This window comes from Catellatospora sp. IY07-71, assembly GCF_018326265.1.
Classification (GTDB): Bacteria; Actinomycetota; Actinomycetes; order Mycobacteriales; family Micromonosporaceae; genus Catellatospora.
The window spans coordinates 958,409-984,252 of record NZ_AP023360.1 but is presented as its reverse complement, the minus strand read 5'-3'; the positions used below and the strand labels follow the sequence as shown (position 1 = coordinate 984,252).

Here is a 25,844-nt window from a genome sequence, read left to right as displayed (position 1 = left end):
TGCCTACCTTCCGGAGTTGATCACGGCGCCAGGGTGGGGACACGCCGTCGAGCACGTCCATAAGTTCATGATCAACGCACTAGGGGAGGACCCGGTGGACCTTGTGTTGGGCGGCTTGGGCCAACGGGCGGACGACGAGGCGGTCGATGTTGACGTGGTGGGGGAGGGTGGCGCACCAGGTGATGCAGGAGGCGATGTCGTCGGCGGTGAGGGGGTGCTCGACGCCGGCGTAGACGGCGGCGGCGCGGGTGGGGTCGCCGGCGAAGCGGTTGAGGGCGAACTCGTCGGTCTTGACCATGCCGGGGTCGATCTCGACGACGCGGACGGGGTCGCCGCAGAGTTCGAGGCGGAGGGTCTCGACCAGGGCGGTCTGGGCGTGCTTGGCCGCGGCGTAGCCGCCGCCGCCCTCGTAGACGATCAGGCCGGCGGTGGAGCTGACCGTGACCACGGTGCCCGCGCCGGAGGCGATCAGGGCGGGCAGCAGGGCCTTGGTGAGGCGGAGGGTGCCCAGCACGTTGACGTCGTACATGGCCTGCCAGTCGGCGACGCTCGCGCTGGCGACCGGGTCCGCGCCGATCGCGCCGCCCGCGTTGTTCACCAGCAGATCGACCCGGTCGACGGTGGCCGCGTACTGCGCGACGGCGTAGTCGTCGGTGACGTCGCAGGTCACGGCAGTGCCGTTGATCTCCTTGGCGAGCGCCTCGACCCGGTCCGTGCGGCGGGCCAGCGCGTGCACGTGGTAACCGGCGGCGGCCAGGTGCCGGGCGGTGGCGGCGCCGATGCCGCTGGACGCGCCGGAGACGACCGCGATCTTCTGGTCAGACATGAGCTGCATCCTAAGCGCCGTGACGTCCCGGAACGTGGGCTGCGACGCTCGTCACGCCCCGCTCGGGAAGAGTCCCGGCCTTCCGGCTGTTGATCGACCTGTGAGCTCTCGTACCCTCCCCCGCGAGCTGCCCCGGCGTATCGCCACGCTCTCCGTGCACACGTCCCCGCTGCACCAGCCGGGCACGGGGGACGCGGGCGGCATGAACGTGTACATCGTCGAGGTGTCCAAACGCCTGGCCAAGGCGGGCGTGGAGATCGAGATCTTCACCCGGACCACGGGCCGGGACCTGCCCCCGCGGGCCGAGCTGGCGCCCGGGGTGCTCGTCCGGCACATCAGCGCGGGGCCGTTCGAGGGCCTGGCCAAGGAGGATCTGCCCGCCCAGCTGTGCGCGTTCACGCACGGGGTGCTCGGCGTCGAGGCGTCCCGCCCGCCGGGCTTCTACGACCTGCTGGCGTCCCACTACTGGCTCTCCGGCCAGGTCGGCTGGCTGGCCAAGGACCGCTGGGGGGTGCCGCTGGTGCACACCGCGCACACCCTCGCCAAGGTCAAGAACGGGCGGCTGGCCGTCGGCGACCGGGCCGAGCCGATGGGCCGCGTGGTGGGCGAGGAGCAGGTCGTCGAGCAGTCCGACCGGCTCATCGCGAACACGCCGACCGAGGCCCGCGAGCTGATCGACCTGTACGGCGCGCCGCTGGACCGGGTGGCCGTGGTCGCCCCCGGCGTCGACCTGGACCGCTTCCGGCCCGCCGACCGGGCGGCCGCCCGCGCCCGGCTCGGCCTGCCGCCACGCGCCAAGATCATCGCTTTCGTCGGCCGCATCCAGCCGCTGAAGGCCCCCGACGTGCTCGTCCGGGCGCTGGCCGAGCTGTCCGACCCCGACGCGATCGCGCTGATCGTGGGCGGGCCGAGCGGCTCCGGGCTGGACCGCCCCACCTCGCTCATCGAGCTGGCCGCGGCGCTCGGCGTACGCGACCGGGTGCGCTTCCTGCCGCCGCAGGCCGGGGACCGGCTGGCCGACGTGTACCGGGCCGCCGACCTGGTCGCCGTGCCCTCGCACAACGAGTCGTTCGGGCTGGTCGCGCTGGAGGCCCAGGCCTGCGGCACGCCGGTGGTGGCCGCCGCGGTCGGCGGCCTGGTCACCGCGGTCCGCGACGAGGTCAGCGGGGTGCTCGTGGACGGGCACGCCCCGGCCGACTGGGCGCGGGTGCTGGACCGGCTGCTCGCCGAGCCCGGCCGCCGCGCCGAGCTGGCGGCGGGCGCGGTGGCGCACGCGTACGACTTCTCCTGGGACCACACGACCGCCCGGTTGCTCGGCGTCTATGGTGAGGCGATGACCGAGCACCGGTCCCGCCGGCAGCTGGAGCTGGCCGGCTGCGCCCGGTGGTGAACCCGCGAGGAGCCCGATGACGACGGTCGAGCAGACCTGTGCGCTGATCGAGCAGGCCTGTGCCGAGCTGCCCCTGGACCGCACCGGCCCCCACTCGTACGTGGTGACCCTGCCCGGCACGCACAAGCTCAAGACGAACGTGAACCTCATCGTCGGCGAGCACGCGCTGCGCGTCGAGGCGTTCGTGGTGCGCCAGCCCGACGAGAACCGCGAGGCCGTCTGGGCCTGGCTGCTGCGCCGCAACGCGAAGCTCTACGGCGTGGCGTTCACCATCGACGCCGTCGGCGACGTCTACCTGACCGGGCGCCTCCCCCTGGACGCGGTCACCCCGCGTGAGCTGGACTCCCTGCTCGGCGCCGTGCTCGCCGCCGCCGACGAGTCCTTCGACACGCTGCTCGAACTCGGCTTCGCCACCGCGATCAAGCGCGAGTGGCGCTGGCGGATCAGCCGCGGCGAGCCCACCGACAACCTGCGGGCGTTCCGGCACCTGATGGACGACGAGGCCGAGGAGCCCACGACCCGCCCCGAGGGCCTGGCCGCGGCGGCGACGCCGTCCGGCGGCGGCGCGGTGCTCGACACCGGCACCGACGTGCTCCCGGAGCCGGGCCGTGACCCGCGGGCGGCCTGACCGCCGCGCCGCCCGCCGGGCCGACGCGCTCGGGCTGCTGGCCGGGGTGGCGCTGGACGCCGCGTTCGGCGACCCGCGGCGGCTGCACCCGGTGGCCGGGTTCGGCAACTTCGCCCAGGTCGTCGAGCGGTACACCTACGCCGACTCGCGCCGCGCCGGTGCCGTGTTCACCGCGCTCGCGGTCGGCGTGCCGGTCGCCGCGGCGGTGCTGGCCCACCGGGCCACCCGGCACCGGCCGGTGCTGCGTACGGCGCTGACGGCGGCCGGCACCTGGGCCGTGCTGGGCGGGCGCAGCCTGCGCCGCGAGGGCGGCATCCTGGCCGGGGCGCTGGAACGCGGCGACCTGGCCGCCGCGCGCACCCGGCTGCCGCACCTGTGCGGCCGCGACCCGTCCGCGCTGGACGAGGCCGGGCTGGCCCGCGCCACCGTCGAGTCCATCGCCGAGAACTCCTCCGACGCCGAGGTCGCGCCGCTGGTCTGGGGTGCGCTCGCCGGGCTGCCGGGCCTGGTCGGCTACCGCGCAACCAACACGCTCGACGCGATGGTCGGGCACCGCTCGCCGCGCTACGCCCGCTTCGGCACCGCGTCGGCGCGCCTGGACGACGCCGCGAACCTGCTGCCCTCCCGGCTCACCGCGGTCCTGGCCGCCGCGACGTCCCCGCTGGTGGCAGGCTCGCCCCGGCGTACGGCCCGGATCTGGCGCCGCGACGGCGACGCGCATCCGAGCCCCAACTCGGGGCAGTGCGAGTCAGCGTTCGCGGGCGCGCTCGGCGTCCGCCTCGGCGGCGAGAACGTCTACTTCGGCCGCTCCGAGACCCGCCCCGAACTCGGCGACGGCCCCCGCCCCCGCGCCCGCGACATCCGCCGCGCGAGCACCCTCTCCGCCGCCGTCGGCCTCACCGCCGCCGCCCTCGCCATCTGGGTAAGGAAGGGCGCCTTTCCCGGCTCGCGCCGGCGAGACGAACCGCGGCTCGGCGCGCATTCCGTAGCGGAAGGGCACCTTCTTGACCGGGGGCGGCGATGACCGCTTACGACCTCGGGTATCACGGCGACGTCGCCGTCGGGCCGGGGCTGGTCGACCTCGCAGTGAACGTACGCCAGGCGCCGCTGCCCGGCTGGCTCGCCGAACCCGTCCGCGACTCGCTGACCAGGCTCGACGCGTACCCCGACGGCACGGCGGCACGGGCCGCGCTCGCCGCCCGGCACCACCGCGACCCGGCCGAGGTCCTGCTCACCGCCGGGGCCGCCCAGGCGTTCACGCTGCTCGCCCAGGCGCTGCGCGACGCCCGCCGCCCGGTCGTGGTGCACCCGCAGTTCACCGAGCCCGAGGCGGCGCTGCTGGCCGCGGGGCACCGGGTCGGCCGGGTGCTGCTGCCCGAGCCGTTCCTGCTGGACCCGGCCGCCGTCCCGGAGGACGCCGACCTGGTGGTGCTCGGCAACCCCACCAACCCGACGTCGGTGGCGCACCCCGCCGACACGGTGGCGAGTCTGGCCCGGCCCGGCCGGGTGCTGGTGGTGGACGAGGCCTTCGCCGACACGATCCCCGGCGAGCCGCACTCCCTCGCGTCCCGGCGCGACCTGCCCGGCCTGGTCGTGATCCGCAGCCTCACCAAGACCTGGGCGCTGGCGGGGCTGCGCGTCGGCTACCTGCTCGCCGCGCCCGAGCTGGTCGCCCGGCTGGCCGCGGTGCAGCCGCTGTGGCCGGTGTCCACGCCCGCGCTCGCCGCCGCCGCGGCCTGCGCCGCGCCGCACGCGGTCGCGGCGGAGGAGCAGATAGCCCATGAGCTGGCGGTACGCCGGGAGCACCTGCTCGCCGCGCTGCGCGGCCTGCCGGGGGTGCACGTGGCGGGGACGCCCGCCAGCTCGTTCGTGCTGATCCAGGTGCCGGACGGGGCGGGGGTGCGCGAGCGGCTGCGCGAGCACGGGTACGCGGTCCGCCGCGCCGACACCTTCCCCGGTCTCGGCCCCGACTGGCTGCGGGTCGCCGTACGCGACCAGCAGGTCAGCGACGCTTTCACGGCGACGCTCGGCGATGTTTTGTGGTGACGGGCGCCGAGGGGAGCACGGCCCCGTGGTGCCCTGATGATCGCGAGTTCGTGTCACAAGGTGTGGTCCAACCGCGCGTTGTGACACGAACTCGCGATCATCCCCCGACCAGCGTGACCATCGGCGTCCGGAGGGCGGCCGACCGCTAGGCGTCCGCCGCGCGCACCGCGAGTGCCGTGCGGTGGGTGGGTTCGTCGAAGAGGACGAGCACGGCCTCCTCGATCGGCGTCTCCGCCGTGTCGAGGACGTGCAGGGCCTGGCGTACGGCGTCGTCGACCGGCCACCGGTACACCCCGGAGGAGATGAGCGGGAAGGCGATCGTGCGCGCGCCCAGCTCCTCCGCGACCCGCAGCGCGTTGCGGTAGCAGTCGCGCAGCAGCTCCGCACGGTCCTCGCCGGTGCTGTAGACCGGCCCGACGGTGTGCACCACCCAGCGCGCGGGCAGGTTGCCGGCAGTGGTGGCGACCGCCTGGCCGGTGGGCAGGCCGCGGCCGTAGCGGGAGGCGCGCAGCGCCCGGCACTCGGCGAGGATCTCCGGGCCGCCCCGGCGGTGGATGGCGCCGTCCACGCCACCGCCGCCGAGCAGCGACGAGTTGGCCGCGTTGACGATCACGTCGGCTTCCTGGCGGGTGATGTCGCCCTGGACGAGCGTGACGCGCATGAGCGTTCCTCCGGTCAGGATGCGGGCTTACGCCTCACATCCTGACCGGCGACGGCGATCTTCACTTGCAGGAGTAGGTGAACTTCGTGGCGGCTTCGAGGACCTGCGGCTTCAGGATGCGCAGGGTGGCCGTGGCATCGAGCGTGCCCTGGCCCTGGAAGCGCCAGTACAGGTGCACCTGAGTCGAGGTCTCGCCCTTCTTGACGGCCTGCTCCAGCGCGCCGGAGCTCTGGCCGTCGCTGCGCAGCCACTCGTAGGTGATCAGGCCCGCGCTGCCGTCCGTCTGGATCGTGCCGACCACGTCGACCTGGACGTCGCAGGTGGTGGCGGGCGGCTGCACGGCGGTCACCGCGATCTTGAGCACCTTGACCGCGTTGTTGCGCTCCTGCCACCAGCCCCACGCCACATAACCGGCGATCACCAGCAGCACCACCGTGGTCAGCGCACTGAGGAACGCCATGATCCGCTTTGAGACCGACTTCTTGCGCGGCGGCGGCGCGGCCTGCGCGGCGGCGATCTGCCAGGCCGGGGGCGCCGCGGGCACCCCCTGGCCGAAGCGCAGGTTCACGTCCTGCTGCGGTCCCGGCGGGGTGACCCGGCCCTGCTGGTACGAGGCGGACCGGCGCTGCTCCTCGGCGGCGCGCCCGCCCATCCGGGTCGCCCCGTCCGGCGTGACCACGGCCGGCGGGGCCGGGCGCTGCCCGGGTGGCGGCGCCTGGGCGGGCAGCCCGGACACCGGGCCGGAGTGCGAGCCTCCGGCAAGCTGCACCGTCTCCTCGGCAGGCGGCGGTCCCGGCGGCCCGGACGGCGCGAACGCGGCACCCGGCGTCGCGAACGTGGGTGCGCCGTATCCCGGGGCCGAAGGCGCGACCGGCGCGGTCGGGGCCTGCGGCGCGGCGGGCGCCTGCGGCGCGGTCGGCACCGGTGGTGCGACCGGCGGCTGCGGAGCCGTCGGCGCGGCGGCGACCGGGGGCACGGAGGCGGGCGGGGCGGAAACGGGGCGCGCGGCGGCCGGTGCCGTCTGCGCGGCGATGGCCTTCACGCCGGAGCGGTCGCCGAAGCCGGGGATGCGCTGGGTGCCGGCGCTCAGGCCGGTCAGCGCCGCGGTCAGGCCCGCGCTGCCGCCGACCGCCTCCACCTGCTGCGCGGCCTGGCGCAGCAGCTGAGACGTGTCGGCGTCGGCGCACGCGTCGGCGAGCCGGACCAGCAGCCGGGCCCAGCCGGCCGCGTCGTGGCCGGGACCCGCCGCGGTGCCCGCGGCGGCGTGGCTCCAGCCGGGCTCGGCCAGCAGGGCCGCGCCGGAGGCGCTCAGCACCACGGTCTCCGGGGTGACGTCGCCGTGCGCCTGCTGCGCCTGGTGCAGCTGCAGGAGGGTCTGCGCGGTGTCGGTGGCGATCAGGGCCGCGACGGCGGGGGCGAGTGCCGCCCCGCCGGTCAGGGCCTGCTCGACCGTGGGGGACGGCGCGGCGTTGGTGATCAGCCAGGTGCGGCCGTCGTCGACCACCTGGTCGATGACGTTGAGCAGGCCGGGCAGCCGCAGCCCGTTGACGCCCCGCACCGCCTCGGCGAGGCGCTTGGCCGCGGCCGGGTCGGCGAGGCGCTGGTCCTGCAGGCACAGCGCGCCCCGCCGCTTGCTGTCCGCAGTGGACACCGTGTACCAGGTGCCGAGGCGCCCTGGACGCCCCTCGCCCAGCACCGTGTACTTGCCCCCGATGGTGGTGTTCAAGATGTGCTCCTCAGCCCAAGCAGCTGTCGACGACTGTCAACGGTTGTCCTGTAGCGCCCGAAAGGCTTGCTGTCACAGTAAGCCTGATCCGATACGAACCAGCACAGTCGTAATAGAGCGAGCTGAGCTGCGGCATCTTGGTGATCGTATTTGTCGCAAGGCCGGTGTTCACTTCGTGCTTGATCACGACTGGCTCGCCGACCGCACCGCCGCGCTGGCTGATCTGCGTGTAGGTAAATGTCAGGGTGTAGGGCGTGGTTCCTCTCGTGGTCACCGTCACCGTGGCGCGCGTGACACCGTCAGTCGCCGAAGAGAACGTGTCCGGGCTGCAAGCTGGTTTGCTGTACCAGCAGAACTCGCTCAGATAGAGACGCAGCACCGCATTGGGTTGGCTCGGGGAGGGCGACGGCGACGGCTTGGGGGAGGGCTTCTTGCTGGGGCTCGGCTCCGGCTCGTCCGACGGGGACGGGCTGGGCGACGGCGACTCGCTCGGCGAGGCCGACGGGCTCGGCGACGGCGACAGCGACGGCGACGCGTCCGGGCTCGGCGACTCGACCGCGGCCGGGCTGGGCGGCGGCGGGAGCGGGGACGAGTCCGACAGCAGCGCCGCGGCGCCGATCCCGCCGAGCACCAGCACCAGCGTGATGGTGGTCGCGGCGATCACCGTGAAGGCCTTGCGGGACAGGCCGAGGATGGTCGTGCCCACCGCCGTCGCGTTGGCGGAGACCGCCGCGGCCAGCGGGAACAGCAGCGCCAGCAGCAGGGCGCGGCGGGCCAGCTTCTCCCGGCCCTCCTCCTCCCAGCCGGGGCCGTATCCGGCGCCCGCGACCGCGTCCAGCTCGCGCAGGAACGTGGTGGCGTCCTTGGGCCGTTGCTTCGGGTCCTTGGCCAGTCCCCGGCGCACCAGGCCGCGCACGGCCTCGGGCACCAGCTCGACCGGCACGGGCGCCTGCTCGTGCATCATCCGCAGCGCGATCAGATCGCCGGGGGCGCGGAACGGCGGCTGCCCGGCCAGGCACTCGAAGAACGTCGCGGTCGCGGCGTAGATGTCGGTCGACGGGTTGGCGGCTGCGCCGGACCACTGCTCCGGCGCCATGTACGACGGCGTGCCGGCCAGCGGGCCCTGGCGGCCGCTGCGGGCGGCGATGCCGAAGTCGGCGAGCTTGCTCTGGCCCTCGCCGTTGACCAGCACGTTCTCCGGCTTGTAGTCGCGGTGCACGACCCCGCGCCCGTGCGCGGCGGCCAGGCCGAGCAGCGAGCCCTTGAGCACCACCAGCGCCGCCTCGGGCTCGGTGGGGCCCTGCTCGCGCAGGATCGCGCGCAGCGCGACGCCGTCGACCAGCTCCATCACGATCGCCGCGCCGCCGGGCGCCTCGATGTACTCGTACAGCTTCGCGACCTGCGGTGACTCCACCTCGGCCATGACCCTGGCCTCGGCCCGGAACGCCCGGATGAACGACTCGTCCTCGCGCAGGTGCGCCGCGAGGTACTTGATGGCGACCTGCACCCCGGTCGCCTCGTGCTGGGCCAGCACGACCGTGCCCGAGGCGCCGCGCCCCAGCTCACGGATCTCCGTGTAGCCGGGAACGGTCCATTCCTGCTGACTCACGCGGTCACCTCCGCCGCCGGGGCCGTACGCCTCGATTTGATGAACGTGATGATCCTGCGCGCCAGCCGGTACCAGATCGGGAACATGATCAGGCCGATGGCCAGCGTGATGACCAGCACGTCGATGCCGGGCGGCAGGTACTCGTCGACGAGCCCGCCCAGGCGGTCGCGCCAGGCCAGGAAGCCCAGCAGCACGAACAGGCCGGTGCCGACGACGGCCGTGAAGCCGTACGCCGCCATGCCGATCTGCTTGATCCCGGGCCGCCGCCCGTTCTTGAGATCCGACCAGATGCCCTTGGTGAAGTACGCCGACGCCTCCTCGCGCAGGCGCGGCAGCCGCAGCCCGTCCGCGAGCGCCTGGTAGCCGTCCAGCGGCATCAGCGGGTTGAGGTTGTAGAGCGTGTTCAGGTAGAGGCCGAAGGCCAGCTGGTACGCGATGCCGGAGACCTGCGGCTGCGGCACGTACGCCGCGACGGCCGCGCAGATCCCGGCGACGCCGGCGGTGGACAGCGGCCCGGACAGCGTCACCACGATGCGCGACCAGCGCGTGCCGAACCACATGTCCGACGTGTCCACGAACGCGAACGGCATGCCCAGCATCAGCATGAACCCGCCCCGGGTGACGGTGCGGCCGTAGGACTTCACCGCCAGCGCGTGCGCGGACTCGTGGATGACCAGCGCCACCAGGTAGCCGACCGCGATGGAGACGGCACCGGCCACCCCGGCGCCGTTGATGTCGAACAGGTTCTGGTGTCCACTCGCGACGGCCATCGCGTAGATCCCGCCGAGGATCAGCACCCAGAGCAGGAATACGCCGGTACGGGTGAAGAAGCGCCAGCCGAAGCCCCGGTACATCCGGCTGAACAGGCCGTCCAGGCCGCCGACCGACACCTCGGTGCGCAGCAGCGTGCGCAGGACCGCTCGGCCGATCCGCTTCAGCAGCGGCGGCTTCTCCGTCTCCCGCTGGCCGTGCAGGCCGCGCACCAGCTCCAGCGCCGCGAACGTGCGCAGGGTGCGCTCGATCCGCGGCAGGGCCAGCTCGCCGTACTTCTGCGCGTACGCGAACAGCAGGTCCCGCACGGTGTTCTCGCCGTCGAGCTGGTGCCACAGGAACACGTCCCGCTCGTCGAGCTGGAGGTACTGCCCCGTGCGGGTGTTGCGCAGCACCCATTCCTGGTCGCCGCGCATGCCGGGCACCTGCTTGAGCGCCCAGCCGCTGCGCCGCCGCGGGCGGGCGCTGAGCGGCCCCGTCGCCGTCGGCGCCTGGTCGGGCTGCGCGGCCGGCAGCAGGACGCTGTGCTCCACCCCGCGCACCATCGTCTTCGAGCCGATCGCCGCCGAGCGCGGCTGCGCGAACCGCATCGGCACGTCGCCGATGTGCAGCTCGGACTCGTCGGACAGCGGCGCCTGGTCACCGTGGATGACCCGCCCGGCCACCGTGACGCCGTTGAACGAGTTCAGGTCCTCCAGGTGGAAGCCGTCCGCGGTGCGCACCACCCGGGCGTGCTGGCGGGAGACGCTCGCGTCGTTCACCACGATGTCGTTGTCCGTGGCGCGGCCGATCGTGGTGACGGGGTTGACGAGCGGGAACACCCGCTCGCCCTCGGCATCGGCCCAGCGCAGCTCCGGCGCCGCGAAGGTGTCCACTTTGGCGCCTTTGCGCAGCGTGCCGCAGTGCAGGCAGTACGGGTAGTCCCGCCGCAGGTGCACGTGGCAGGCGTGGCACAACATCGTTCGGCCTTTCCAGGGGTGGGTGGCCATGCGGCGAGCCGAATCATAGGCGGCCGATCGGCCGCATGCTCTCAGCTGACTGCTTTACGACCGTGATCCGATCAGCCGTATCGAGCGACGTAGGACGGGCGGCCGGCGGGAGGGCTCACGCCGACGCCGCCAGCCGTCCGACCGCATTCACTCACGCCGGGGCGGCACCGCCCACGACCGTGTCCTCATCGGACCCGCCGCCGAGCGACCGGCCGGCCACGGCACCGGCGACACCGCCCGCCACCGCGCCGGCGGCCAGGCCCGCGCCACCGATGAGCAGTTCCCGTACACCTATGCCGTCCGCACCGGCCGCGTCGGCGGCGGCCGGCGCGGCGCCGTCACCGGCGGGCGCGGGTGACGCGGCACCTGCCCCGCCGGTCCCGTCGCTCGGCGGCGACGGCACGACCTGCACCACGACCGGACCGGCGGGAGCCGTGTCGCCCGGCGTGAGGCCACCGACCGGACCCGGCAGGCCGGAGCCGCCGCCGGTCGAGCCGCCCGGGGTCCCGGTGCCGCCGCCGGGCGTGCCCGTGCCGCCGGTCTCCCCGCCTGGAGTCCCGCCGCCCTCCCCGCCGGGAGTGCCCGTGCCGCCGGTCTCGCCGCCGGGCGTCTCGCCGCCGCCGGTCTCGCCACCAGGGGTATCGGTGCCGCCCGTCTCCCCGCCGGGGGTGCCCGTCTCGCCCGTCTCGCCGCCGGGAGTGCCACTGCCGCCGGGGGTGCCGGAGTCGCCCGGAGTGCCGGTGCCGCCGTCGCCGCTCTCGCCGCCGTCGCCCGGGGTGGGCAGGAAGATGTCCAGGTCGGGGATGTGGTCGAGGAGTCCCGGGTGGAAGACCGGGGGCGGCGGGTTCGGCGTCGGGTCGCTGATGTTGGGGTCGCCGTCGCCGTCGTTGTCGCCGAACGGCTCGTCGGTGGTGTCCGGGTTGTCGTCCTGGTTGTCGATGAAGTTCGGGATGCCGTCGCCGTCGTTGTCGCCGAATCCCCACAGGTCGCCCAGGCCGCCCGAGCCGCCGTCCGCCTCGCCGCCGTCCGGCGGGTCGATCTCGAACGGGATGTCCGGCAGGTTGTCGAGCAGGTTCGGCGGGATGAACAGCGGGGGCTCGGTCGAGCCGGGCGGGGTCCAGTCCGGGTCGGCGCCGTTCAGCAGGCCGTCACCGTCGTCGTCCTGCAGGCCGGGAGGCATCCCGACGCCGGGGTCGTGGTCGTTCACGTCGATGAACTGCGGCACGCCGTCGTCGTCGGCGTCGGTGAACGGGCCGAGTCCGAGGGACACCGGCTGCACCGCGGGCGCCGCGCCGTCCTCGGGTGTGGGCAGCGGCAGGCCGGGGAGGTGCGGGAGGTTCGGCAGGCCGTCGCCGTCGGGCAGTGCGGGCAGGCCGCCGGGCAGCTCCAGGCTCATCGGCTCGGCCAGGCCGCCGCCGGGCGGCGCGGGGATCGCGTCCGGAGCGCCGAAGCCGGTCAGGCCACCCTGCACGATGAGCCCGTTCTGCACGATGATTCCCGCACCGTCCTCCGGGCCCTCGCCCGGCGCGTCGGGGCCGAGCGGTCCGAGATCGAGGAGCAGCTGGGGCGGGGGTGCGGGGTCGTCCTGCTTGGGACCGATCTGCAGCGCGGGCCCGGACGGGTCGTCCGAGCCGCCGGGCGTGCCGGTCCCGTCGCCGGGGCCGCCGCCGCCCGGGACCGTGCCGGGGCCGTCGTCCGGGCCGGTGGGCCCGTCTGGGTCGAAGACGTCCAGCTGGGGCGGGGGCGCGGGGTCGTCCTGCTTGGGACCGATCTGCAGCGCGGGCCCGGACGGGTCGTCCGAGCCGCCGGGCGTGCCGGCCCCGTCGCCGGGGCCGCCGCCGCCCGGGACCGTGCCCGGTCCGTCGTCCGGGCCGGAAGGTCCATCGGGGTCGAAGCGCTCCAGCTGGGGCGGGGTGGGCGCCGGGTCGTCCTGCTTAGGGCCGATCTCCTCGGCGCCGCCCGGCCCGTCGCCCGGTCCCTCACCGCTGGGCACGTCGTGGTGGTCGGGGATGTCGAGGTCGGGCACCTCGACCGGGCTGATCAGCCCGGCCAGGCCGCCGGTGCCGATGCCGGAGCGGGACAGGCGCGGGTTGAGCGCGGTCGGACCGGCGCCCACCGCGGCGTCGGTCAGGCCGCGCAGCTGCTCCGTCTCGCCGGGGGTGAGGCCGTACGCGGCGGCCGTGCCGGCCACGTCGGCGCGTACCCGGCGGGCGAAGTCGGGGTCGGCCGCCATCCGGGCGACCAGATCGGGGAACTGGGACATCGCGCTGGCTCCTTGCACTGGGGGACGGCCGTCGGTGCGCGAGTCGCCCGCCGGCGGTGTCCCGCGCGGACCGGCCGGTCGGGGGCGACACGGGCCGGGTGAGCTGATCCGATACGGAGGCTGCCGGGCAGCGGGGATGCGACGGGGGTGCACACCCCCGGCTGCCCGGCAGGTTCAGGGAGGTCAGGCGGTGGCGGGGCCGCCCGCCTGGTTCTCGTTGGACTTCAGGGCCTTGCCCGCGACCGCACCGGCGACGCCGCCCGCGACCGCGCCCGCGGCCAGGCCGGCTCCGCCGATGAGCAGCTCGGTGCCGCCGAGGCCGTCCCCGCTCTCGCCTGCGGCGGCCTCGCCGGCCTGGGCCGGAGCGCCGTCCGGAGCGGGGCCGACGGCCTCGCCGGACTGCACGACCACCACGACCGGGCCGGACTGCTCGCCCTCCGGGGTGGTCAGCACCGGGGCCACGATCGGGTCGGCGGCCGGCGGCGCTGGCGCGGGCTCGGCCGCCGACTCGGGCTCGGGCGCCGGGGCCGGGTCGGCCGGTTCCGCGGGCTCGGCGGGCTCCGCCGGTTCGGCAGGCTCGCCGGGGTCGCCCGGGTCGGGCAGGTCCGGCACCTCGAAGATCGGCAGGTCGGGCAGGTCGAACGGCGGGTCGAACGGCGGGAACGGCGGCAGCGGCGGGTCCGGGTCCGGGTCCACCGGCGGCAGGTCCGGGAAGTCGAAGGGCGGGTCGATGATGTGGAGGCCGCCCGGGTCCGGCAGATCCGGCGCCAGGTGCAGCTCCGGGATCTGGATAAGGTCGATGCCGGTGTGCGGCGCCGGGTCGGGCTCGTCGTCGCCGCCGGGCAGGAGGCCGCCCGGGTCGAGCGGCGTCAGGTCCAGCGGCAGGGTCGGCCCGTCCTGGCCGTCCGGCAGCACGCCGGCCGGGTCCAGCGGCGGAGTCGGCGGCTCGCCACTGGGCAGCAGGTCCGCCGGGTCGGGGGCGCCCTCGGGCAGTACGCCGAGCGGGTCCGCCACCTGCGAGATCAGGCCGGCCAGGCCCCCCGAGCCGAAGCCGGACTTGGACAGCCGCGCGCCCAGCGAGGTCGGGCCGGCCGAGGCGGAGGCGTCGGCCAGACCTCGAAGCTGCTCGGTCTCATCGGGCGTGAGACCGTACTGGGTGGCGACGGTGTCCGGGTGCGCCCGCGCATGCCGGGCGAACTCCGGGTCGATCGCCATCCTGGCGATGAGATCGCGGAACTGGGACATTGCAGACTCCCTTTCGCTGGGATGTCGCACGGGGGCGGTGGTGAGAACACGCTAGGTCGCCTGGGGGACTGCGCACATCGCGGTGAGTACGTAACTTTGCCGCGAGGACTGCTGCGTACCGACCCGGAGACAGGAGGCGGTCGTGGACCATCAACAGGCCGCTGAGCTGCTGCGGCAGCGAGCGGGACGGCCCGTCGCGCCCCGGCTCGTGGAGCAGCTGCTACGGCGCACCGACGCGGACCCGACAGTGCTGGACGCGATCCTGGACCAGGTGGACACCGACGCGGACGGGCTGCACCGGGTGCCGCTGCGCTGGCCGGACGAGCTGGCCGACCCGGCCCGGGTGTCGATGCTGTCGCTGAGCCCGGAAAGCCGCGCCGTGGTGGGCGCGGCCGCGGTCATCGGCCGGGAGTTCGACCTGGCCATCCTGGAGGGGGTATGCCCCGGCGGGGACGTGCTCGGCGGCCTGGAGGACGGCGTCACCGCGGGATTGATCCGCGAGCAGGGCCCGCACGTCTACGCGTTCGTGCGGGCGCTCGGCCGGGAGGTCTGCTACGACACCCTCGGCCCCCGGCAGCGTGCCGAGCTGCACGAACGCGTCGCGGCGGTGCTGGCCCGGCTCGGCGCGCTGGGCGGCCTCCGTGCGGCCACCGTGCAGGAGCTGGCGTACCACACCGCCGAGGCGGCCGCGCTGGGCGGCCGGGAGCGGCTGGACGCGGCCGTCGCCGCAGCGGCCACCGCCGCCGCGGTCGCGCTGGAGGACGCCGCGTACGACCTGGCCGCCGGATACTTCGCCCAGGCGGCGCTGTTCGCGGGCCGGGCGGGCTGGGCGCCGGAGCAGTCCGGCCGGCTGCTCGCCGCGGCGGGCACGGCCCGGCTGCGCGGCGCGACCGGCGCCGGGGCCAGGGCCGCGGGCCGGGCCTCGCTGACCGGCGCGCTCCGGCTCGGCCTGCGCGCCGGAGACCACGGCCTGGTCGCCGCCGCCGCGTTGGGGCTGGGGCCCCGGCCGACCCTCGGCGCGCTGGCCGGGGACGCCGCGCCGCCGCCGGACCCGGTCCGGCTGGACGCGCTCCGCGACGCCAGCGCGACGCTGCCCGCCACCGGCCTGCCCCCCGACCAGCACTCGGCGGCCGCCCGGCTGATGTCCCGGCTCGCGTACGAGACGGGCCGGCCCGAGCTGGCTCGGCGCGCGCTGGACCTGGCCCGCACCGGCGGCGACCCGCGCGCGGTGGCCGAGGCGCTGCTCGCCGTGGGCGGCGAGCTGGACCAGGTGGTGCGCGAGGCCGTCGCGCTGGGCGACGAGGAGCTGCTGGCGCGGGCGTACGACCTGGCGGCGGCGGACGCGGTGCGGCGCGGTCAGCAGAGCCGGGCGGCCGCGCTGCTGGAGCGGCTCGCGGCACTGGCCGACCTACGCGCCGCGGCCCTGGTGCGCTGGTACGGCCTGCGTGCCGCGGCGGAGCTGGCCACGCTGCGCGGCGCTCCTGACGCCGCGGCGGCGGCGCGGGCGCTGGCGGCAGGGCAGGCGGTCGACCCGGCCGCGGCCGAGGCCGCCGACGCCGCGCTGCGCGGCTGGACCGGGCCGAAGGCGGGGCCCGGCCCGGCCAATCCCGCCGGGCTGACCGCCCGCGAGCGCGAGGTGCTGGTCTGGGCGCTGCGCGGGACGCCCGCCAAGGAGATCGCGAGCGCGCTGGTGCTGGGCGAGCGCACCGTGGAGACCCACCTGGCGAGCATCTACCGCAAGCTCGGCGTGCGGACGCGGATCGAGCTGATCCGGAAGCTGGGAGACGGTAGCGGACTGTAGTGCCGCCAGTGACTTAAAGTTACGAACGAGATTCGCAAATGACTGGACGGCCACTTGACCAGCGGCGTAGCGTCTTCTTCAAGCGCATCGCTCGATGGAACCCGGGGGATGGCCCAGCTGATCATTTATCGGTTGTGGCGCCGAGTGATGCGCCGGGGATGGGTGGCACATCGCCGTTGGGGGACGGCCGCCACCTGAGACCGGTCGGCCGGCCGGCGACGCTAACGGGGGTGAGCGTCGCCGCCGGCCACCGGCATGTCCGGGCCCCGTCGCGGCCTTGAAGATCGCCCGACTTGCCTGGCACCTGTGCGTATCCTGAGCCCGCGAAGGCCCATGTGCCAGGCAAGTCGGATGATCAAGCGGCGGTCGGGACGGCTGGGCGAGCGGTCAGCGGCCCTGGTTGGCGACGGCGGCGGCGGCTTCGGCGGCGGCCTCCGGGTCGAGGTAGGTGCCGCCGGGGGTGATCGGGCGCAGGTTCGCGTCCAGGTCGTAGCGCAGCGGGATGCCGGTCGGGATGTTCAGCTTGGCGATCGCCTCGTCCGAGATCCCGTCCAGGTGCTTGACCAGCGCGCGCAGCGAGTTGCCGTGCGCGACCACGAGCACGTTCCGGCCCGCGTGCAGGTCCGGGAGGATCGCGTCGTACCAGTACGGCAGCATCCGCGCGACGACGTCCTTGAGGCACTCCGTGCGCGGCTTCAGCTCGTCCGGCAGCTGCGCGTAGCGTGCGTCGCCCACCTGCGAGAACTCGTCGTCGTCGGCGATCGGCGGGGGCGGGGTGTCGTACGAGCGGCGCCACAGCATGAACTGCTCCTCGCCGTACGCCTCCAGGGTCTGCTTCTTGTCCTTGCCCTGCAGGGCGCCGTAGTGGCGCTCGTTGAGCCGCCAGCTGCGGGCGACCGGGATCCAGGACCGGTCCGCGGCGTTGAGCGCGATCTCGGAGGTGCGGATGGCGCGACGCAGCACGCTGGTGTGCACCACGTCGGGCAGCAGCCCGCTTTCCTTGAGCAGCTCGCCGCCGCGGCGCGCCTCGGCCTCTCCCTGGGCGTTGAGGTCGACGTCGACCCAGCCGGTGAAGAGGTTCTTGGCGTTCCATTCGCTGTAGCCGTGCCGCAGCAGCACCAGTGTTCCAACCATGCCGACCATCCTCCCCGATGGCCGTCAAGGCCCTGTGACCAGCCCCACGTGATGACCACCACTTGATATTCGAGGTGACTTCGGTCGTACCCGAGCCCTAGGTTGTAAGGCACCACGGGGTTTCGAATCATTACAGGGGTGCGGCGTGCGGGGCTGGCTGGCGCAGACGGCGGGTGGACTACCGAAGACCTTCTGGTACCTGTGGACCGGCACTCTGATCAACCGCACCGGCGCGTTCGTCATGCTGTACCTCGAGATCCACATGGTCGTCGAGTACGGCTTCTCCCCGGCCTTCGCCGGTCTGGTGCTGGGCCTGTTCGGCGGCGGCATGGCGCTGGGCTCGCTGGCCGGTGGCGTGCTGGCCGACCGCTGGGGCCGCCGGTCGACGCTGCTGGTGTCCAACCTCGCGCTGGCCGCCACGGCGATCGTGCTCGGCTTCGTGTTCCAGCCGCTCGCGGTCGCGGCGCTGGCCACCGTGTACGGCTTCTGGAACGGCCTGGGCCGCCCCGCCTTCTCCGCGACCATGGTCGACGTGCTCGGCCCGAGCATGCGGCTGCGCGGCATGAACCTCAACTACTGGGCGATCAACCTGGGCTTCTCGTGCGCCGCGGTGCTGGCCGGCGTCCTCTCGCGGACCCCGCACCTGACCGTCTTCCTGCTCAACGCGGGAGCGCAGCTGGTGATGGCGGCGATCGTGTTCTGGCGGGTCCCGGAGACGCAGCCGGTGCGCAGCGCGGTGCCGGGCCGGGCGCCGGTCGAGGGCAGCATCGGCACGGTGCTGCGCGACCGGGTGTTCATGCTGTTCGTGCTGCTCAACCTGGGCCTGTGGATCATCATCGAGGCCTGCAAGCTGATCCCGATCGCGATGCACCAGCGGGGAATGGACGCCGCCGACTACGGCACGGTGATCGCGGTCAACGGCATCATGATCGTGGCCTTCCAGCTGTTCGTGCCGAGGCTGCTCGCCGGGCGCGACCGCAGCCGGGTGCTGGCGCTGGCGGCGCTGCTGGTCGGCCTGGGCATGGGCGCGGTCGCGATCGCGGGCACCGTGCCGCTGCTGATGCTGACCGTGGTGGTGTGGACCGCGGGCGAGATGCTCAACGCGCCCGTCAACGGCACCCTGATCGCCGACCTGTCCCGGCCCGAGATGCGCGGCCGCTACCAGGGCGTGGCCTCGATGGGCTTCACCGCGGCGAACTTCTTCGCCCCGGTCTTCGGCGGCCTGCTGCTGGAGCACGCCCCGCCCGCCACGCTGTGGCTGGTGCTGGCCGCGCTCGGCGTGGTGGTCGCCGCCGGTCAGCTGTTCAGCGGACCGGTCCGCGAGCGCCGCGCCCGCGCCCTGCAGGAGCCCAAGCCCGCCGTCACCGAGGGAGCGAACCTTGCCCCCGCCGCAGCCTGACTCTCCCGCAGGCCAGGGGCTCCGGGGCTGGGTGCGGGAGACGGCGGGCGGGCTCCCGGCGACCTTCTGGTACCTGTGGGCCGGCACGCTGATCAACCGGGCGGGCGGGTTCGTCGTCATCTACCTGACGATCTACCTGACCACGGTGCAGGGGTTCAGCCCGTCGCAGTCGGGTCTGGTGCTCGGTCTGTGGGCGGCGGGCGGCGCGGTCGGCACCCTGGTCGGCGGAGTGGCCGCGGACCGGATCGGGCGGCGGCCCACGCTGCTGGTTGCGCACCTAGGCGCGGTGGCGCTGCTGGCGTCGCTGGCGTTCGCGCGGGGCTTCTGGGTGATCGCGCCCTTGACGTTCCTGTTCGGCGTGGTCGCGGAGAGCGCCCGGCCCGCGTTCCAGGCGCTGATGGTGGACGTGGTGCCCGAGCGCGACCGGTTGCGCGCGTTCACCCTGAACTACTGGGCCGTCAACGTGGGCTTCGCCGTCGCGGCGATGCTGGCGGGCCTGGTCGCCTCGGCGGACCCGAGGCTGATCTTCCTGCTCGACGCGGCGAGCGCGCTGGCGCCGTTCCTGCTCATCCTGCTCAAGGTCCGCGAGCCGCGACGGGAGCGGCCCGCCGCCGCCCCGCACGCGCCGGTGGAGCGGGTGGGCCTGGGCGCGGTGCTGGGCGACCGGGTGTTCCTCGGGTTCGTCGCGCTGAACGTGCTGATCGCGTTCGTGTTCATGCAGCACCTGTCGACGCTGCCGATCGCGATGACGCGTGACGGCATCTCGGCGCAGCAGTACGGCCTGGTCATCGCGCTCAACGGGGTGCTGATCGTGGGCGGGCAGCTGTTCATTCCCAAGCTGATCAGGTCGTACGACCGCTCGAAGGTGCTCGCCGCGGCGTCGGTGATCATCGGGTTCGGCTTCGCGCTGACCGCGTTCGCCGACACGGCCGCGTTCTACGCGGTGACGGTGCTGGTGTGGACCGTGGGCGAGATGCTGAACTCCCCCTCGAACTCGACGCTGAGCGCGGCGCTGTCCCCGGCGAGCATGCGTGGGCGCTACCAGGGCGTGATGTCGCTGTCCTGGTCGGTGGCCGGGTTCGCCGCACCGGTGCTGGGCGGATACGTGCAGCAGCATCTCGGCGACGAGGTGCTCTGGTTGGGCTGCGGCGCCATCGCCGTCGTCGCGGCCCTGGGACAACTCTGGTCGGGGCCGGCCCGCGAGCGGCGGGCGGCGGCGCTGCAGGCGATGTGAGGACGGCGATGAGGTTCGTACGCCAGACCGTGGGCGGGCTGCCCCGCACCTTCTGGATGCTGTTCTCGGCGATGCTGGTGAACCGGGTGGGCGCGTTCGGCCTGCTGCTCCTCCCGACGTACCTGACCACCGCCCGGGGCACCACGCTGGCGGTAGCCGGCCTGGTGACCGGGGCGTACGGCGCGGGCGGCGCGGGCGGCACCCTGCTCGGCGGCGTGCTGGCCGACCGCTGGGGCCGCAAGGCGACCTACCTCGCGGGCACCTGCACGGCGGCGGTGCTGATGGTCGGCCTGGGCCTGGCCCGGCCGATCTGGCTGATCGCGGTGCTCGCGGCGGCCACCGGCCTGGCCCACTCGCTGCCCGGCCCGGCGACCGTCGCGGCGGTGGTCGACGTGCTGCCTGAGCAGGACCGCTCGCGCGCGTTCAACCTGCAGTTCTGGGCGTTCAACATGGGCGGCGCGGTGGCCGCGGCGCTGGCCGGGGTGATCGCCGAGTTCAGCTTCCTGGCGCTGTTCCTCATCGACGCGAGCATGACGGCGGTGACGGCGCTGCTGGTCTGGCGGCTGGTGCCGGAGACGCTGCGCCGCGAGCGCACCCCGGACGCCGGGCCGCGCAGGCTCTTCCCGATCAACCGGGCCCGCGCGCCGCACGCCGCCGACCGCCCGGGGCCGGGCGGGCTCGGGGTGGTGCTGCGTGACCGGGTGTTCCTGACCTTCGTCGGGCTGACCTTCATCCTGGCCCTGCTCACCATGCAGGGGCAGTCGATCCTGCAGCTGGCCATGGAGGGCGACGGGCTGCGGCCGTCGGCGTACGGGATGGTCGTCTCGCTGGGCGGCGCGATGATCGTGGTGGGGCAGCTGTTCGTGCCCCGGCTGATCGGGGCGCGCCGCCACGCGGTCGTGCTAGCGGCGGCGTTCGTGCTGCTCGCCGTCGGCTACAGCACGGTCTTCCTGGCCGACAAGCTCTGGATCTACCTGGCCGCGGCGTCGGTGTGGACGGTCGGGCAGATGCTCGCCGCGCCGCCGAACGCATCGATCATCGCCGAGCTGGCGCCGACCGCGCTGCGCGGCCGGTATCAGGGCGTCTTCTTCCTGGTGTTCCCGGCGGCCGGCTTCGTGGCGCCCTCGCTGGGCGGCTGGAGCCTGCAACACCTCGATGCCTGGCACTGGCTGCTGTGCGGCGCGCTGGGTCTGGTGGGGGCGGTCGGGCACCTCCTGGCGGCCCGGCGGCGCGAGGCGCGGGCGGCGCAGATCCGCCGCGTCGACGTCGCACCACAAGCGACGGCCGAACCGGCGCTGGCCTGACGCCCCAACGCATTCGCCGCCGCTCCGTTGCTGAGCGGGCGATCCTTGATAACCGGGTGACATCGGCTCCGCCGAATGGCTGATGGGGACCTAATCCCATCGACCGATGTCGCAAAGTAACGGTTTGAAAACGGCCAACGTGACTGTTGACACAGCGCCAAATTAAGTAAGAATTCTTTCCACATACAGTTAACACTCCTTCCTAAAAGAGGTTGACGACCGTGGAAAAAGGCGCGTTCCCGACGGCAGGCACGGACAGCGTGCTCGCCCGTCTCCGCGCCAAACTCCCGGAGTTCACCGGCGCCCTGCGGCGCGTCGCCGAGCAGGTGCTGACCGACCCCGCCGGGGCTTCCCGGGCCACCATCGTCGAGCTGGCCGAGCGCTCCCACACCTCGCCCGCCACCATCACCCGGTTCTGCCGGGCGGTCGGCTTCGAGGGGTACGCCGACCTGCGGCTGGCCATCGCGGGCGAGACCGGCCGCGCCGCCCGCTCCGCGGGCTGGGTCGTCGACATCGGACGCGAGATCGAGCCCGGCGACCCGCTGGAGCGCGTGCTCGGCCAGATCATGGCCGCCGACACCCGTGCCATGCAGGACACCGCCGCGATGACCGACCTGGCCGAGGTCGAGCGGGCCGCCGACGCGATCGCCGCCGCCGAGCGGGTCGACATCTACGGCGCCTCGGGCTCCGCGCTGGTCGGCGCCGAGATGCAGTTCTCCCTGCACCGCATCGGGATCGCCGCCTGGTCCTGGCCGGACGTGCACAACGGGCTGGCCAGCGCCGCGCTGCTGCGCGCCGGCGACGTGGCGCTCGGCATCAGCCACTCCGGCCAGACCCGGGAGACCATCGAGATGGTCGCCGAGGCCGGCAGCCGCGGTGCGACCACGGTCGCGCTGACCAGCTTCCCCCGCTCGCCGCTGGCCGACGTCGCCGACGTCGTGCTGACCACGGCGACGCAGGCCACCACCTTCCGGCCGGACTCGCTCTCGGCCCGGCACCCGCAGCTGGTCGTGCTGGACCTGCTCTACATCGCCGTCGCGCAGCGCACCCACGAGCGTGCGCACGCGGCCTTCCAGCGCACCGCCCAGGCGGTCGCCGGGCACCGCCTCCGGGAGGTGGTGTGAGTGCTCATCACCCTGACGGCCCTGCGCCGTCCCACAGATTCCGGCGCATTGGCGCCGGTTGACGCGGCGACGTCAAGCGACGCAACGCTGCGGCATCTGGTCACGCCCCCGGGCGTGACGTCTCCCGGATCCACCGGGGCGCAACACCAGATCCAAGTGCAGCGACGCGCCGGATGGGCCCGACGCGCCGCGATATCTCGTACGAGGAGATTGTCATGACCGTAACTCCCGACAGCCCGTCGGAGCTGAACCGCCGCACCCTGCTGCGCCGGGCCGCTGCCGCCGGTCTGCTCGCCGCCCCCGCCATGAGCGCGCTGGCCGCCTGCGCCAGCGAGGACGGCGAGAGCGGCACCACCGGTGAGAAGACCCCGCAGAACCCGTTCGGCGTGGGCGACAAGCAGCCGCTCGAGGTCGCGTTCTTCAACGGCGGCTTCGGCGAGGACTACGCCAAGTTCGACGTGGCCGCCTACGAGAAGAAGTTCCCGGGCAGCAAGGTCGAGCTGAAGTTCTCGAAGACCATCCTCACCGACTACCAGCCGCGCTTCTACGGCGGCAACCCGCCGGACGTGCTGAACAACTCGTCGCCGGAGACCATCCCGGTCGGCCCGGTGGTGCAGGGCGGCCAGCTGACCGACCTGACCCAGCTGCTGGAGGCGGAGTCCTTCGACGACCCGGCCGTCAAGGTGAAGGACACCCTGGTCGCCGGCGTCGTTGAGGAGGGCACCTTCAACGGCAAGATGTACACGCTGAACTACGCGTACTCCATCTACGGCCACTGGTACGACGAGGCGCTGTTCGCCAAGAACGGCTGGACCGTGCCGAAGACGTGGGAGGAGTTCACCACGCTGGCCGAGGCCGCCAAGGCCAAGGGCATCGCGGCGTACACCTTCCAGGGCATCCACCCCTGGTACATCCACAACGTGATCTCGGAGTGGATCTACAAGGTCGGCGGCAAGGAGGCGATCCTCAAGATCGACAACCTGGAGCCGAACGCGTGGAAGCAGGACGCGGTCAAGGTCGCGGCCGAGCGCATCGCCGAGATGGCGAGCAAGGGCTGGATCCAGGCCGGCGCCGCCGGTCTCGACCACACCACCACGCAGCAGGCCGTGCTCGACGGCAAGGCGCTGTTCATCTGGTGCGGCTCCTGGCTCGAGGGCGAGATGGCCAAGACCCTGCCGGCGTCGGTCAAGCTCGCCGTCGCGCCGCCGTGGGACCTGTCCAGCTCGGACAAGGCCAAGTACGGCGCCGTGCACGCGGCCCCCGGTGAGGGCTTCGTCGTCCCCACCAAGGCCAAGAACCAGGCCGGTGGCCTCGAGTTCCTGCGCATGATGCTGGGCAAGGAGCAGGCCCGCAAGTTCGCCGAGCTCACCAAGTCGCTGCCCGTGGTGAAGGGTGCGGCCGACGGCCTCACCATCTCCAGCGCCCTGACGTCGGCCTCCAAGGTCGCCGCCGCGGCCACCGAGGTCATCAACTGGCGTTACGGCGGCTGGTACACCCCGCTGCAGAACGCGGTGTTCGCGGCCGCGACCGACCTGGCCGCGGGCAAGAGCAGCGCCGAGAAGTTCATGGACGCCGTGCAGAAGGCCGCCGACGAGGTGGCGAAGGACGACAAGATCGTGAAGCAGAAGGCCTCCTGATCTGACGTCCGGGCCGCCGCCAGCGGCGGACCAGCGTGAACGGGTGGGGCCGGACCTCCGGCCCCACCCCTCCCTCCGAAGTCGCCGGTTAAGGACTACCGCCATGTCGTTCGGCAGAGCCCGCTTCATCACAGGGTTCCTCTTCGCCCCGATCCTGCTGTACGCGGTGTACGTGCTCTGGCCGTACGCTCAGACGGCGTACTACTCCGTCACCGACTTCTCGGGCTTCAGCCCCGACTTCTCGTACGTCGGCTTCGGCAACTACGTGGAGCTCTTCGAAGACGAGGTCTTCCTGAAGGCGCTCGGCCACAACGTCGTGGTGCTCACGGTCTTCCCGGTCGTCACGATCCTGCTGGCCCTGTTCTTCGCCTTCATGCTCAACGTCGGCGGGCGCGGCGACAAGGCGGGCGTGCGCGGCGTACGCGGCTCCTCGGTGTACAAGTTCATCTTCTTCTTCCCGCAGGTGCTCTCGATCGCCATCGTCGCCGTCATCTGGCGCCGGGTGTTCCAGAGCAACGACGGCGGCCTCATCAACTCGCTGCTGATGGCGATGGGCCTCGTCGAGAAGGACAAGCCGCTGATGTTCCTGGCCGAGGGCGAGTCGGTGTTCCCGCCGATCACCATCGGCAACTTCACCTTCGAGGCGCCCGTCGTCCTGGTCTGCCTGATCCTGATCGCGATCTGGGGCGGCGTCGGCTTCTACCTCGTCCTCTTCTCCGCGGCGATGCAGTCGATCCCCAAGGACATCTTCGAGGCGGCGACGCTCGACGGCGCCACCCGCGTGCAGACGTTCTTCCGGGTCACCCTGCCCCTGCTGCGTGAGCACGTCTCCGTCGCCTGGGTCTACCTCGGCATCGCCGCGCTCGACTTCTACGCCCTCGTGGTCGGCATGACGCCCGGCCCCGGCGGCGGCGGGCCGAACGACGCCAGCCAGGTGATGAGCTCGTACATGATGTCGAACGCCTTCCGGCCGTCGCGGTTCGACTCCTTCGCGTTCGCCTGCGCCATGGGCGTCTCCATCGCCATCCTGACCCTGCTGCTCGCCGCGGTGCAGCTGCGGGTCACCCGCAGCCGCGACAAGCTCGAGTTCTGAGGGGCAACGCCATGTCTCACCTCGCGACCACCGAAGCGCCCGCGACGCCCGCGCCCCCCGCCGCGCCGCCCCGGGCTGCGGGCCAGGCCAAGCCGTCCAGCGACGAGGGCCGGGTCTTCAACGTCTTCTCGCACGGCTTCCTGTTCCTCTGGGGCGCCCTGGTCACCATCCCGCTGCTCTGGGCCGTCATCCAGTCGTTCAAGACCGACACCGAGATCATCAACGACCCGCTCGGCCTGCCCGAGCAGTGGCTCTGGGGCGCCTTCGGCCGCGCCTGGACCAAGGGCCACATCGGCGAGTTCTTCATCAACACGATCATCGTGCTGATCGGCGGCGTCACGCTCACCATGCTGCTCGGCTCCATGGCCGCGTACGTGCTCGCCCGCTACCCGTTCCGCGGCAACCGGGCCGTGTACTGGATGTTCATCGCCGGCCTCACCATGCCGATCTACCTCGGCATCCTGCCGCTCTACCTGACCGTCGAGAAGATCGCCAAGGCGCTCGGGCTCGTCGAGGTCATCGGCTTGAACACGCACCTCGGCCTGATCCTGGTGTACGTCGCGTACTCGCTGCCGTTCACCATCTTCTTCCTGCACGCGTTCTTCCGTACCCTGCCCAGCAGCATCGCCGAGGCCGCGTCGGTCGACGGGGCTGGGCACGTGCGGCTGTTCTTCCAGGTGATGATGCCGATGGCCAAGCCCGGCCTGATCGGCATCGGCATCTTCAACGTGATCGGCCAGTGGAACCAGTTCATCCTGCCCACGGTGATCATGAAGGACGAGGACAAGCGCCTGCTCACCCAGGGCCTGCTGGAGCTGGCCACCAACGCCCGCTACGAGACGGACTTCGCGCGGCTCTTCGCCGGCATGACCATCGCCATGCTCCCGATCCTCGCCGTGTACCTGGTCTTCCACCGCCAGGTCCAGGCCGGACTCACCGGCGCCACCCTCAAGTAGCTCGTAAC

20 protein-coding genes are annotated in these 25,844 nt (G+C 73.4%); 12 read left to right on the top strand and 8 right to left on the bottom strand.

Going from position 1 to position 25,844, the window contains the following annotated elements; genetic code table 11:
• Positions 1 to 79: 79 nt before the first annotated feature.
• Complete coding sequence (locus CS0771_RS04495; protein WP_212839900.1) at positions 80 to 826, bottom strand: SDR family NAD(P)-dependent oxidoreductase; 747 nt, start codon at positions 824 to 826, stop codon at positions 80 to 82.
• Between the two features lie 100 nt (positions 827 to 926).
• On the opposite strand from CS0771_RS04495, the gene mshA reads away from it, so the two are divergent.
• Genes mshA through cobC form a run of 4 tightly spaced genes read left to right on the top strand, consistent with a single transcriptional unit; the run spans position 927 to position 4,890 of the window.
• Positions 927 to 2,216, top strand: coding sequence for a D-inositol-3-phosphate glycosyltransferase (gene mshA / locus CS0771_RS04490; RefSeq protein WP_244870597.1), 1,290 nt, complete (start codon positions 927 to 929; stop codon positions 2,214 to 2,216).
• 16 nt (positions 2,217 to 2,232) lie between these two features.
• Positions 2,233 to 2,844 carry a YbjN domain-containing protein gene (locus CS0771_RS04485; protein ID WP_212839898.1) on the top strand — a complete coding sequence of 204 codons (612 nt, stop codon included), beginning with the start codon at positions 2,233 to 2,235 and terminating at the stop codon, positions 2,842 to 2,844.
• Positions 2,825 to 3,868 (top strand): cobalamin biosynthesis protein, encoded by a 1,044-nt coding sequence (locus CS0771_RS04480; protein WP_212839897.1) that lies wholly within the window; start codon positions 2,825 to 2,827, stop codon positions 3,866 to 3,868. The genes CS0771_RS04485 and CS0771_RS04480 overlap by 20 nt, the downstream gene beginning before the upstream one ends.
• The gene (cobC, locus tag CS0771_RS04475) at positions 3,865 to 4,890 is read left to right on the top strand and encodes an Rv2231c family pyridoxal phosphate-dependent protein CobC (protein WP_212839896.1); all 1,026 of its coding nucleotides are present in this window, start codon (positions 3,865 to 3,867) and stop codon (positions 4,888 to 4,890) included. Before CS0771_RS04480 ends, cobC begins: the two co-directional genes overlap by 4 nt.
• A gap of 145 nt (positions 4,891 to 5,035) precedes the next feature.
• Here the strand turns inward: cobC and CS0771_RS04470 are convergent, their stop codons facing one another.
• The 6 genes from CS0771_RS04470 to CS0771_RS04445 all read right to left on the bottom strand — a co-directional run bounded on the left by CS0771_RS04470 (position 5,036) and on the right by CS0771_RS04445 (position 14,154).
• Complete coding sequence (locus CS0771_RS04470) at positions 5,036 to 5,551, bottom strand: O-acetyl-ADP-ribose deacetylase (protein WP_212839895.1); 516 nt, start codon at positions 5,549 to 5,551, stop codon at positions 5,036 to 5,038.
• Positions 5,552 to 5,612: 61 nt separating this feature from the next.
• Positions 5,613 to 7,277, bottom strand: coding sequence for a hypothetical protein (locus tag CS0771_RS04465; RefSeq protein WP_212839894.1), 1,665 nt, complete (start codon positions 7,275 to 7,277; stop codon positions 5,613 to 5,615).
• 10 nt (positions 7,278 to 7,287) lie between these two features.
• Complete coding sequence (locus CS0771_RS04460; protein ID WP_212839893.1) at positions 7,288 to 8,886, bottom strand: serine/threonine-protein kinase; 1,599 nt, start codon at positions 8,884 to 8,886, stop codon at positions 7,288 to 7,290.
• Entirely contained in the window at positions 8,883 to 10,595 is a 1,713-nt protein-coding gene (locus CS0771_RS04455) for an FHA domain-containing protein (protein WP_212839892.1), read from the bottom strand. Before CS0771_RS04455 ends, CS0771_RS04460 begins: the two co-directional genes overlap by 4 nt.
• Before the next feature lie 202 nt (positions 10,596 to 10,797).
• Positions 10,798 to 12,909 carry a hypothetical protein gene (locus CS0771_RS04450; protein ID WP_212839891.1) on the bottom strand — a complete coding sequence of 704 codons (2,112 nt, stop codon included), beginning with the start codon at positions 12,907 to 12,909 and terminating at the stop codon, positions 10,798 to 10,800.
• A 183-nt stretch (positions 12,910 to 13,092) separates the two neighbouring features.
• Entirely contained in the window at positions 13,093 to 14,154 is a 1,062-nt protein-coding gene (locus CS0771_RS04445; protein WP_212839890.1) for a hypothetical protein, read from the bottom strand.
• Between the two features lie 142 nt (positions 14,155 to 14,296).
• Between CS0771_RS04445 and CS0771_RS39360 the strand changes: the two genes are divergently transcribed.
• Positions 14,297 to 15,955, top strand: coding sequence for a LuxR family transcriptional regulator (locus CS0771_RS39360; RefSeq protein WP_212839889.1), 1,659 nt, complete (start codon positions 14,297 to 14,299; stop codon positions 15,953 to 15,955).
• A gap of 387 nt (positions 15,956 to 16,342) precedes the next feature.
• Here CS0771_RS39360 and CS0771_RS04435 read toward each other — a convergent pair whose 3' ends face one another.
• A complete protein-coding gene (locus CS0771_RS04435) occupies positions 16,343 to 17,089 on the bottom strand; it encodes a phosphoglyceromutase (RefSeq protein ID WP_212839888.1) in 747 nt (248 codons plus the stop codon).
• Positions 17,090 to 17,234: 145 nt separating this feature from the next.
• Between CS0771_RS04435 and CS0771_RS04430 the strand changes: the two genes are divergently transcribed.
• The 7 genes from CS0771_RS04430 to CS0771_RS04400 all read left to right on the top strand — a co-directional run bounded on the left by CS0771_RS04430 (position 17,235) and on the right by CS0771_RS04400 (position 25,836).
• Complete coding sequence (locus CS0771_RS04430; RefSeq protein ID WP_212839887.1) at positions 17,235 to 18,488, top strand: MFS transporter; 1,254 nt, start codon at positions 17,235 to 17,237, stop codon at positions 18,486 to 18,488.
• Positions 18,469 to 19,722 (top strand): MFS transporter, encoded by a 1,254-nt coding sequence (locus CS0771_RS04425; RefSeq protein WP_212839886.1) that lies wholly within the window; start codon positions 18,469 to 18,471, stop codon positions 19,720 to 19,722. Before CS0771_RS04430 ends, CS0771_RS04425 begins: the two co-directional genes overlap by 20 nt.
• An 8-nt stretch (positions 19,723 to 19,730) precedes the next feature.
• Positions 19,731 to 21,026 carry an MFS transporter gene (locus CS0771_RS04420; RefSeq protein WP_212839885.1) on the top strand — a complete coding sequence of 432 codons (1,296 nt, stop codon included), beginning with the start codon at positions 19,731 to 19,733 and terminating at the stop codon, positions 21,024 to 21,026.
• Positions 21,027 to 21,247: 221 nt separating this feature from the next.
• Complete coding sequence (locus CS0771_RS04415; RefSeq protein WP_203741975.1) at positions 21,248 to 22,150, top strand: MurR/RpiR family transcriptional regulator; 903 nt, start codon at positions 21,248 to 21,250, stop codon at positions 22,148 to 22,150.
• A gap of 215 nt (positions 22,151 to 22,365) precedes the next feature.
• Complete coding sequence (gene ngcE / locus CS0771_RS04410) at positions 22,366 to 23,787, top strand: N-acetylglucosamine/diacetylchitobiose ABC transporter substrate-binding protein (protein ID WP_212839884.1); 1,422 nt, start codon at positions 22,366 to 22,368, stop codon at positions 23,785 to 23,787.
• A 103-nt stretch (positions 23,788 to 23,890) separates the two neighbouring features.
• The gene (locus CS0771_RS04405; protein WP_212839883.1) at positions 23,891 to 24,880 is read left to right on the top strand and encodes a carbohydrate ABC transporter permease; all 990 of its coding nucleotides are present in this window, start codon (positions 23,891 to 23,893) and stop codon (positions 24,878 to 24,880) included.
• A gap of 11 nt (positions 24,881 to 24,891) precedes the next feature.
• Positions 24,892 to 25,836: a carbohydrate ABC transporter permease gene (locus CS0771_RS04400; RefSeq protein WP_212839882.1), complete on the top strand. Its 945-nt coding sequence runs from the start codon at positions 24,892 to 24,894 to the stop codon at positions 25,834 to 25,836.
• The last annotated feature ends 8 nt before the right edge of the window (positions 25,837 to 25,844 follow it).